Source organism: Streptomyces sp. NPDC032721, from assembly GCF_055579625.1.
Window position 1 is genome coordinate 227,960 of the sequence record NZ_JBVIMX010000014.1, and the last position, 10,485, is coordinate 238,444.

The window sequence follows — 10,485 nt, forward strand, 5'->3', positions numbered from 1 at the left end:
GCTCACACCTTCAGCTGTACGAGGCCTTCGCGTTGGCTGGGGAGGGTGGTGGGGCGGGTGGGGGTGCCGAGGCCGAAGGTGGTGAAGGCGGTCCTGGCGGGCAGGGGGTACGCGTCGCTGCCGGTGAGGGAGTTGAGGATGACTGCGCTGCGCCAGGCGGCGAGTCCGAGGTCGGGGGCGCCGACGCCGTGGGTGTGGCGTTCGGCGTTCTGGACGTAGACGGAGCCCTGGACGACGGGGTCGAGGACGAGGCGCTGGTGTTCGTCGATGCGGGGGCGCTGGGAGGAGTCGCGCTTCATGTACGGGTCGAGGGCGGCGAGCAGGCGGTCGACGGGGCGCTCGCGGTAGCCGGTGGCGAGGACGACGGCGTCGGTGGTGAGGCGGGAGCGGGTGCCCTGCTGGATGTGTTCCAGGTGGAGTTCGACCTTGGTGTTGGCGACGCGGCCCGCGGTGCGGACGTGGACTCCGGGGGTGATGGTGACGTCGGGCCAGCCGCCGTCGAGGGTGCGGCGGTAGAGCTCGTCGTGGATGGCGGCGATGGTGTCGGCGTCGATGCCCTTGTGCAACTGCCATTGGCGGGGCAGGAGTTCGTCCCGTACGCCTTCGGGGAGGGCGTGGAAGTAGCGGGTGTAGTCGGGGGTGAAGTGTTCCAGGCCGAGCTTGGAGTACTCCATGGGGGCGATGGCTTCGGTGCGGGCGAGCCAGGTGATCTTCTCGCGTCCGGTGGGGCGGGCCCGGAGCAGGTCGAGGAAGATCTCGGCTCCCGACTGGCCGCTGCCGATGACGGTGACGTGCTCGGCGGTGAGGAGGCGGGGCCGGTGGTCGAGGTAGTCGGCGGAGTGGAGGACGGGGACGGTGGGGGCTTCGGCGAGGGGCTTGAGGGGTTCGGGGACGAAGGGGGCGGTGCCGACGCCTAGGGCGAGGTTGCGGGTGTAGGTGCGGCCGAGGGCTTCGGCTTCGCCGTCGGGGTCGAGCTGGGTGAAGTCGACCTCGAAGGCGACGCGTTCGGGGTTCCAGCGGATGGCGTCGACCTGGTGGCCGAAGTGGAGTCCGGTGAGGCGGTCGCTGACCCAGCGGCAGTAGGCGTCGTACTCGGTGCGCTGGATGTGGAAGCGCTCGGCGAAGTAGAAGGGGAAGAGGCGCTCGCGGTCGCGGAGGTAATTGAGGAAGGTCCAGGGGCTGGAGGGGTCGGCGAGGGTGACGAGGTCGGCGAGGAAGGGGACTTGGAGGGTGGCGCCTTCGATGAGGAGGCCGGGGTGCCAGTGGAAGGCGGGGCGCTGTTCGTAGAAGGCGGTGGTCAGGCCTCCGTGGATGCCGTCGGCGAGGGCGGCGAGGGAGAGGTTGAAGGGCCCGATGCCGATGCCGACGAGGTCGTGGGGGGTGGGGTGGGGCTGGGGTGGGGACGAGGGCTGGGGGTGGGTGTGGGGGTGGTCGGGGTGCGGGGGGTTGTGGGTGGGGCCGGGGGTGGTCATCGGTGGTGCCTTTCGGGGGTGGGGCGGGTTCAGCCGGTCCGACGGTGAGGAGCAGAGGGGGCTGGCGTTGCCGCTTGGGTGCGTGGGGGCTGGGGCGGGGCGGGCCGGCCCGGCCGGTAGGAAGCGGGGGCTGGGGGTGGACTTGCCGCTCCTACGGGAGAGGGGCGGGGGCGACCGCTCCGGTAGGTGAGGGGCGCGGATCGGTGCATGGTGCGGTGGGGCAGCGGGGGCGGGCGGTCATGGGGTGGGGTGGTGGTGAGTGGTGGTGGTCAGGGCCAGGAGGGTGGTGAGGTCCTTCGGGGTGGTGTGGGGGTTGAGCAGGGTGGCCTTGAGCCAGAGGCGGTTGTCCGCGTGGGTCCGGCCGAGGACCGCGCGGCCTTCGGTGAGGAGGCGGCGGCGGGTTTCGGCGACCGCTTCGTCCGTGGCGCCGGTGGGGCGGAAGAGGACGGTGCTCAGGGTGGGCCGGTCGTAGAGCTCCAGGCCCGGGTGCTTGGTGATCAGGTCGGCAAGCTGGTGCGCGGCGTCGCAGGTGCGGTCGACGAGTTCGGCGAGGCCGTCGCGGCCGAGGGCCTTGAGGGTGACGGCGATCTTGAGGACGTCGGGGCGTCGGGTCGTCCGCAGGGACCGGCCGAGGAGGTCGGGGATTCCGGCGTCGGTGTCGTCGTCGGAGTTGAGGTAGTCGGCCTGGTGGGCGAGGGCGCCGAGGGTGCCGGTGTCGGCGACCGCGAGGAGGCCGGCCGCGACCGGCTGCCAGCCGAGTTTGTGCAGGTCGAGGGCGATGCTCTGGGCGCGGCCGAGGCCGTTGAGGAGGTGCTTGCGGGTGGGGCTGAAGAGCAGCGGGCCGCCGTACGCGGCGTCGATGTGGAGGTCGGCGCCGTGGTGTTCGCAGAGGTCGGCGATGTCGGGGAGCGGGTCGATCTGGCCGGTGTCGGTGGTGCCTGCGGTGGCGGCTACCAGGAGGGGGCGGGAGAGGCGGTTGAGGGCTTCGTCGAGTGCGGCGAGGTCGAGGGTGCCGGAGGGGGCGGGTACGACGACGGGTTCGGGCAGGCCGAGGAGCCAGGCGGCTCGGGTGAGGGAGTGGTGGGCGTTGGAGCCGACGACGAGCTGGACGGGGCCGTGGGCGGCGTGCTTCTCGCGGGCGAGGAGGAGGGCGAGCTGGTTGGACTCCGTACCGCCGGTGGTGACGAGGGCGTCGGGGTGCGGGCGGTCCGGGTAGAACTCGGCGGCGAGTGCGCGGGTGACGGCTTCTTCGAGGGCGGAGGCGGCGGGTGCCTGGTCCCAGGAGTCCATCGAGGGGTTGAGCGCGGAGGCCGCGAGGTCGGCGGCGGTGGCGACGGCGAGGGGCGGGCAGTGGAGGTGGGCGGCGCAGTGGGGGTGGGCGGGGTCGGCGGCGCCTGCGGCGAGGGCGGTGACGAGGGTACGGAGGGCCTCGTGCGGGCCGGTGCCGGTGGTGGGGAGTACGGGGTGGGCGGCGGTGCGGAGTTGGGCGGTGGTGGCGGTGGGGCCGCCGGTGGGGAGGGGGCCGTTGCGGGTGGCGGCGCCGGTGGTGAGGGCGGTGAGGACGGTGTCGAGGAGGGGGCGGAGGTGGGTGGGGCCGGATTCGCCTCCGGCGAGGGGTGGGAGGGGGGGTGGGTTGGGGTTTGGGTTTGGGTTGGGGTTTGGGTGGGGGTTGGGGTGAGGGGGTGTGGGACCCGGGCTGGGGGGCGGGGTGCTCATGCGGGGGTCCTTCGGGGGTGCGGGCACGGGGCGACACACCAGGGTGTACGGGGGGTGGGTCGTGTGTCTGGAGTGGACAACGATCTCGACCCGAAAGTGGTACTGCGGGGTGGGGAGGGGGAGTTGGTTGTTGCGGGACTGATATAGGCGGGGGCCGGGGTGGGGTGGGGGTGGGGGTGGGGGGCCATGGCGGAGGTGGGGCGGGGTCGGAGGGTTCGGCTCCGCCGGGGGCCGCCCCCTTGCCCGCCCGTTCCGCCCCCGGGGGGCGGCCCCGCCGCCCAAGGAGGCGGGGCGGGGCCTGGTGGGTGTTAGGGGTGGCGGAGGGAGAGGGCGCGGTGGAGGTCGGAGAGTTGGTCGGTGAGTTTGCGGTGGAGGGCGGGGGTCAGAGGGGTGTCGCGGAGGTGGGCTTCGCCGAGGGCCAGAGCCTGTGCGGTCACCTCGTAGGAAGGGAAGGCGTACGTTCCGGCCGCCTGTGCCATGGCGGGGCTCCTGCGGGTGGCGAGGTCGGCGGCTGCCGGGTAGTAGAGGGCCACGTACGGGTGGAGGAGTTCGGCCTGCTCCGGCTGCCAGAAGCCGTCGGCGGTGGCGGTGAAGAGGTAGTTGGAGAGGTTTCCCGAGCCGAACATGGCTTCCCAGGCGGCCGACTTGGCCTCCGGGGTGGGCAGCGCGGCCCGGCAGCGGGCGGCGCCTTCTTCACCGGTGGCGCTGGGGTCGCGGAGCAGTTCGGCGGCGATGGCGGTCTCGTCGGTGGCGCCGAGTGCGGCGAGCCGGGCGAGGATGCGCCAGCGGAGTTCCGGGTCGAGGTCGGGGCCGCCGGGGATGCTGTCGGAGTCGAACCAGTCGCGGATGCTGTCGGGCTGGGTGGCCGCGTCGATGAAGTGGCGTACGGCGGTGAGCCGCAGGCCGGGGCTGTTGCCGTCCTCGGTGCGCCGCATCAGGTCGCGGCACAGGCCGGCGAGGGTGGCGAGCGCGGCGGGGCGCTGGTCGGGGCCGAGGTAGCGGTCGGCGAGCGGGTCTGCGGCGAAGGCGAGCACGCCCTGGACGACGGCGAGGTCGGTCTCGTGCGGGAGGTGCGCGCGGGCGGCCTCCAGGTAGGCGGTGGGCGGGAGTTGGCCGTCGCGGACCATGTCGCGGGCGGCGTTCCAGATGACGGCGCGGGTGAGGGGGTCGGGGACGCCGGAGAGGGAGCGGAGGGCGGTGTTCCAGGACTCGGGGTCGAGGCGGACCTTGGCGAAGGTCTGGTCGCCGTCGTTGAGGACGAGGAGTGCGGGGCGGCGGCCGGGGCGCGTGACGGCGGGAACGGCGTGGTCGGCGGTCGACTCCCGCGCCGGGAGGTCGAGTTCGAGGGTTTCGCGTAGCACCAGTGTGTTCGCGTCGACGAGGTCCTGGTCGTACGCACCGACCGTGATGCGGTGCGGGCGGCTGCCGGTGTGGGTGAGGGCGAGCTTCCAGCCCTCGGCCGTGCCGGTGCCGGAGTCGGTACCGGAGTCGGTGACCGTGGGGGTGAGGGTGTCGACGCCGGTCGTACGGAGCCAGGACTGCGCCCAGGCGTGGACGTCGCGGTCGGTGACCGAGGCGAGGTTGTCGATGAAGTCGGCGAGGCTGGCGTTGCCGAACTTGTGGCGGGCGAAGTGGACGTTGATGCCGGCCAGGAAGTCCTTCTCGCCGAGCCAGGCGACGAGTTGACGCAGGGCGGAGGCGCCCTTGGCGTAGGAGATGCCGTCGAAGTTGAGGAGGGCGGAGGCGGTGTCGGGGACCGCCTCGGGGCTGGGGGCGACGGGGTGGGTGGAGGGGCGTTGGTCGGCGTCGTACCCCCAGCCCTTGCGGGAGACGGCGAAGCTGGTCCAGGTGTCGGTGAAGCCGGTGGCTTCGGCGAGGATCTGGTAGCCCATGTACTCGGCGAAGGACTCGTTGAGCCAGATGTCGTCCCACCACTGGAGGGTGACGAGGTCGCCGAACCACATGTGGGCCATCTCGTGCGCGATGGTGACGCCGCGCGACTGGCGCTGGGTGTCGGTGACGGCGGACCGGAAGACGTAGGTGTCGCGGAAGGTGACGAGGCCGGGGTTCTCCATGGCGCCGGCGTTGAACTCCGGTACGAAGGCCTGGTCGTAGGAGTCGAACGGGTACGGCTCGTCGAACTTCTCGTGGAAGCGGTCGAAGCACGCGCGCGTGATGTCGAGGAGTTCGTCGGCGTCGGCGTCCAGGTGGGGCGCGAGGGAGCGGCGGCAGTGGATGCCGAAGGGCAGGCCGGCGTGGGTGGTGCGGACGGAGTGCCAGGGGCCGGCGGCGACGGCGACGAGGTAGGTGGAGATGAGGGGGGTGGGTGCGAGGGTCCACTTCCCCTCGCCCTCGTGGGTGGCGATGCCGTTGCCGAGGACGGTCCAGTTGGGGGGTGCGGTGACGGTGACCTCGAAGACGGACTTGAGGTCGGGCTGGTCGAAGGAGGCGAAGACGCGCTGGGTGTCGTCGAGGAAGAGCTGGGTGTAGACGTACGTCTCGCCGTCGGCGGGGTCGGTGAAGCGGTGCATCCCCTCGCCCGAACGGGAGTAGGTCATGGCGGCGTCGATGTGGAGTTCGTGCGGGCCGGGGGCGAGGCCGGTGAGGGGGAAGCGGTTCTCGCTCAGGGCGGTGGGGTCGAGGGGGGTGCCGTCGAGGGTGACGGAGTGGAGGTGGGCGGGTTTGAGCTCGACGAAGGTGGAGGCGGGGGTGGAGGTGGGGTGGTCGGCCGGGGCGGCGGCCGGTTCCGCTTCTTCGCGGACGGTGAAGTGGATGACGGTGCGGGAGCCGAAGGTGGCGTCTTCCGGCGCTTCGGGGGCTTCGGGGGCTTCGGGTGTCGTCAGGTCGAGGGCGATCGAGTACCGCTGTACGTCGATGAGTCGGGCTCGGGTCTGCGCTTCGTCGCGCGTCAGTGCGGGCATGGGGACATGCTGCCCGATGGGGGTTGAGGGGGGTGGAGGGGGCGGGACCCGTGGGAGAGGTGGGGGGTGTAGCGGTTTTTCGGCGGCGGTAGGCCGCCCCCGCCCTCCCCCGTGTGGGGGTGCGCCTCGTCAGGGGCGCGGGGCTGCAACACTCTGCGGCTCCGCCGCGCGGCGCGACCAGCCACACTTACCCGCCCCGTTAGGGGGCACGGGGTTGTGCCACTGTGCGGCTCCACCGCGCGGGCACGACCAGCTCCCCCTTCGCAGGGATACCTCGCCCCCCACCCAGGGGTACCCCGCCCCACCCACCCCCGCGCGGAGGTGCGCCCCGTCAGGGGCGCGGGGCTGTGACACTCTGCGGCTCCACCGCGCTAGCGCGACCAGCCCTCCTCCCAGGGGTACCGCGTACCGACCCACCCTCGCGCGGGGGTGCGCCCCTTTAGGGGCGCGGGGAACTGCGCGGCCAGCCACGACGCACCCGCACCTCCCCCACCCACCCCAACCGGGCTGCCACCCGGGGCCCGGGGCGCAGCCCCGGCAACCCACCCACCCCCGCCCGCCCACACGGGCCCGGGGTCCGGGGCGGAGCCCCGGTTTCGGGAAGGGGCGGGGTGGGGTGAAGCCCCGCGCAGCGGACCACTCGTGTGCGGAGCCGGAGCCAAGGCGTAGCTGGGGCAGGAGCGAGGGGTGCGGCTCCGCCGGGGGCCGCCCCCTTGCCCGCCCGTTCCGCCCCCGGGGTGCGGCCCCGCCGCCCAAGGAGGCGGGGGCGTGGCCCCGCGCCCAAGGGGGCGGGGGTGTACAGGCGGCTTCGCCGCGCGAGGGGGCGGGGGCATAGCGGCGGCTTCGCCGCCCACGGGGGGTGGGGGTTAGGGGGTGGTGGGGTGGTCTGCGATTTGTTCGTGGTGGCGGATTACTTCCGCGATGATGAAGTTGAGGAGCTTCTCCGCGAAGGCCGGGTCGAGTTTGGCGCTTTCCGCCAGCCCCCGAAGCCGCTCGATCTGGCGGGATTCACGGGCCGGATCGGCCGGCGGCAGATGGTGCTCGGCCTTGAGGTGGCCCACCTGCATGGTGCATTTGAAGCGTTCGGCAAGCATGTGCACCACGGCGGCGTCGATGTTGTCGATGCTGTCGCGGAGCCTGCCGAGCTCGGCGCGTACGGCCGGGTCGACGGGGTCGGTGGAGGTCATGGTCATCGAGCTTACGACGGTCCGCCCACGATCGTGGGCGGGTGCTCGGGATCCGGGATCTGGTTGCTCCAGCCGCCGGGGACCGTACGCCCCTGCTGCTCGCGGAAGCGGACCGGCGCGGTGCCGACGCGGCGGGTGAAGAGGCGCGAGAAGTAGGCGGGGTCGTCGTAGCCGACACGGCGGGCGACGGCGGCGACGGGGAGTTCGGTGGCGGCGAGGAGTTCCTTGGCGCGGCCGAGCCGGATGCCCAGGAGGTAGTCCTTGGGGCTGCAGCCGGCTCCGCGCCGTACGGCGGTGCGCAGTTCGGCGGGGGTCATGCCGTGCCGGGAGGCGTGTTCGGCGACCGACAGGGGCTGGAAGGCGTCGCGGGCGAGGGCCTGGAGCACGGGGTCGCCGTCGGCGCCGAGGTCGGCCCTGGCGCGTCGCAGGGCGACGAGGAGTTCGTGGACGGCGGCCCCGGTCTCGACTTCGAGGAGCGGATTGCCGCGCCGGGCTGCCCGGGCGATCCGGCTGACGGCGGCACGCGCCCCGGCCGTATCGGCGAGGGGGACGACGGGGCGGTCCGGTTCTATGTAGCCGAGTTCGGTGTACGTGGCGGTGGCGGGTCCGGTGAAGTCGACGAAGCTCTCGTCCCAGCCGGTGTCCGGGTCGGGCCCGTAGTGGTGCGGGACGCCGGGGGTGACCCACAGCAGGGCGGGTGCGGTGACGGTGGTGCGGCGGCCGTCGGCGCCCCGGTACCAGCCCGAGCCGGCGCTGATGACGATGGCCACGTGGTGGTCGAGGGTGCGCGGGCCGACGATGGGCAGCGCGCCGTGCTGGAGGCCGACGCCGAGGCAGACCAGGCCCAGTTTGTGGTGGGTGGGGCTGGGGGTGAAGTAGCGCATCCAGGTGTGGTACATCGGCGTCCCTCGTCGTCGGTGGCCGCGCGGTCGGTGCCACCTGCCGTGCTGCGGTCGTGCCGCTGCCGTGCTGCTGTCCTGCTGCTGTCGTGCCAACCGTCCAACTTTCGTTGATCTTTGTCCATGGACGGGCCCGCCGCCAGGGGGCAATGGTGAATCGTCACCGCGCGCTATCGAGCGCGGGACCGTGCACGGGTCCGTGTGCGAGCGAGGCACCGAGGGATGGGCGGGGACCGTGGCTGACTTCACGGTGGGTGACGTGGACTTTCTGCTGGACGGGCGGCCGGTGCGGCTGCTGTCCGGGGCGCTGCACTACTTCCGGGTGCACGAAGACAGTTGGGGCCACCGTCTGTCCATGCTGCGGGCGATGGGTCTCAACTGTGTGGAGACGTACGTCCCGTGGAACCTCCACGAGCCGGATCAGGGCCGCTTCCACGACGTGGAGGCGCTCGGCCGTTTCCTGGACGCGGTGCAGGAGGCCGGCCTGTGGGCGATCGTCCGGCCGGGCCCGTACATCTGCGCCGAGTGGGAGAACGGGGGCCTCCCCCACTGGCTGACCGGGCCGCTCGGCAACCGGGTGCGGACGCGGGACGCGGCGTATCTGGGGCAGGTGGAGCGGTGGTTCGGGCGGCTGCTGCCGCAGGTGGTGCAGCGGCAGATCACCCGGGGCGGTCCGGTGCTGATGGTGCAGGTGGAGAACGAGTACGGGAGTTACGGCTCGGACCAGGCGTATCTGTCGCAGCTCGCGGGGTTCCTGCGCGAGGTGGGGGTGACGGTGCCGCTGTTCACCTCGGACGGCCCGGAGGACCACATGCTGACCGGGGGCTCGCTCCCGGGCACCCTCGCGACGGCGAACTTCGGGTCGGGGGCGCGGGAGGCCTTCGACGTGCTGCGGGCGCACCAGCCGTCGGGGCCGCTGATGTGCATGGAGTTCTGGTGCGGCTGGTTCGACCACTGGGGTGCGGAGCGGGTACTGCGGGACGCGAGTGACGCGGCGGGGGCGCTGCGCGAGATCCTGGAGTGCGGGGCGTCGGTCAATCTGTACATGGCGCACGGCGGTACGAACTTCGCGGGCTGGGCGGGGGCGAACCGGGCGGGCGTGCTGCACGGCGGTGAGCTCCAGCCGACGGTCACCTCGTACGACTACGACGCGCCGATCGACGAGTACGGGCGGCCGACGGAGAAGTTCTGGCTGTTCAGGGAGGTGCTCGCGGAGTACGCGGACGGTCCGCTCCCGGAGGTCCCGAAGCCGCCGGCCGGTCCTGCGGACCGGGTGCGGGTGGGGTTCGGGGAGTGGGTGCCGCTGGGCGAGGTGATGGACGCGCTCGGCGATGAGGAGTCGGAGCGGGGCGTTCCGGCGACGTTCGAGGAGCTGGGGGTCGGGCGCGGGGTCGTCCGGTATCGGGTGGACGTACCGGGCCCTCGGCAGCCGTACCCGCTGGGGGTGCGGGGGTTGCGGGACCGGGCGTCGGTGTACGTGGACGGGGAGTTGGCGGGGGTGCTGACGGAGGAGGACGGCTACCTGCCGGAGCCGGTGGCCGGGCCTGCGCGGGTGGAGTTGTGGGTGGAGTCGCTGGGGCGGGTCAACTACGGCCCGAGGCTGGCGGAGTCGAAGGGGATCACGGGTGGGGTGCTGCACGAGAGGCAGTACTTGCACGGGGTGCGGTCGCGGGGGCTGGGGCTGGAGGCGTTCGAGGAGGGTTCTGCGGTCCGCGAACTGGGCTTCCGCGAGGTGGGCCCGGCGCCGGCCCCGACCGGCGCGACCGGCGCGGGTCTCTACCGGGGCTCGTTCGCGCTTGACGCGGGGTGCGGGGGTGCGGGTCTCGAACTCCCCGGGGGGACGCGGGGCTTCGTGTGGGTGAACGGCTTCTGCCTGGGCCGGTACTGGCCGGGGGCGGGGCCGCAGGGGGCGTTGTATGTGCCGGGGGCGGTGCTGGTGGCTGGGAGCAATGAGGTGTGGGTGCTGGAGTTGGAGGGGTGGGGGGTGGGGGGCGTGGAGGGGTGGGTGAGCTAGGGGTCCGCTGCGCGGGCTCTTCCCCTCCCCGCCCCTTCCCGAAACTGGGGCGCTGCCCCAGACCCCGGCCCGTACGGGCGAGTGGGTGGGTGGTCAGGTGGCGGGCCCGGCCACCGCCGGTGGTCAAAGTGCGGGTGTGTGCGTGGCTGGCCGCGCAGTTCCCCGCGCCCCTGGATGCCTGGGGGCGCGGGGAACTGCGCGAGCAACCACACTCGACCCGCACGTACAAACCCCTGGCCCCGCGGAGCGGTTTAGGGAAGGGGCGGGGAGGGGCAC

At 73.0% G+C, this 10,485-nt stretch carries 6 protein-coding genes; 1 reads left to right on the forward strand and 5 read right to left on the reverse strand.

Annotated elements, in window-relative coordinates; all coding sequences use genetic code 11:
* Positions 1-2: 2 nt before the first annotated feature.
* From ACZ5PB_RS28465 to ACZ5PB_RS28485, 5 genes are all read right to left on the reverse strand, one after another.
* Positions 3-1,472, reverse strand: a complete 1,470-nt coding sequence (locus ACZ5PB_RS28465) for a lysine N(6)-hydroxylase/L-ornithine N(5)-oxygenase family protein (RefSeq protein ID WP_468694906.1) — start codon at positions 1,470-1,472, stop codon at positions 3-5.
* A 237-nt stretch (positions 1,473-1,709) separates the two neighbouring features.
* The gene (locus tag ACZ5PB_RS28470) at positions 1,710-3,188 is read right to left on the reverse strand and encodes a pyridoxal phosphate-dependent decarboxylase family protein (protein ID WP_468694908.1); all 1,479 of its coding nucleotides are present in this window, start codon (positions 3,186-3,188) and stop codon (positions 1,710-1,712) included.
* 308 nt (positions 3,189-3,496) lie between these two features.
* Positions 3,497-6,109 carry an aminopeptidase N gene (pepN, locus tag ACZ5PB_RS28475; protein ID WP_468694909.1) on the reverse strand — a complete coding sequence of 871 codons (2,613 nt, stop codon included), beginning with the start codon at positions 6,107-6,109 and terminating at the stop codon, positions 3,497-3,499.
* A gap of 866 nt (positions 6,110-6,975) precedes the next feature.
* The gene (locus tag ACZ5PB_RS28480) at positions 6,976-7,302 is read right to left on the reverse strand and encodes a chorismate mutase (RefSeq protein ID WP_468694910.1); all 327 of its coding nucleotides are present in this window, start codon (positions 7,300-7,302) and stop codon (positions 6,976-6,978) included.
* 5 nt (positions 7,303-7,307) lie between these two features.
* Positions 7,308-8,195, reverse strand: coding sequence for a helix-turn-helix domain-containing protein (locus tag ACZ5PB_RS28485; RefSeq protein WP_468694911.1), 888 nt, complete (start codon positions 8,193-8,195; stop codon positions 7,308-7,310).
* A gap of 235 nt (positions 8,196-8,430) precedes the next feature.
* Here ACZ5PB_RS28485 and ACZ5PB_RS28490 point away from each other — a divergent pair, with 235 nt between their 5' ends.
* Positions 8,431-10,209: a glycoside hydrolase family 35 protein gene (locus tag ACZ5PB_RS28490; protein WP_468694912.1), complete on the forward strand. Its 1,779-nt coding sequence runs from the start codon at positions 8,431-8,433 to the stop codon at positions 10,207-10,209.
* Positions 10,210-10,485: the final 276 nt, after the last annotated feature.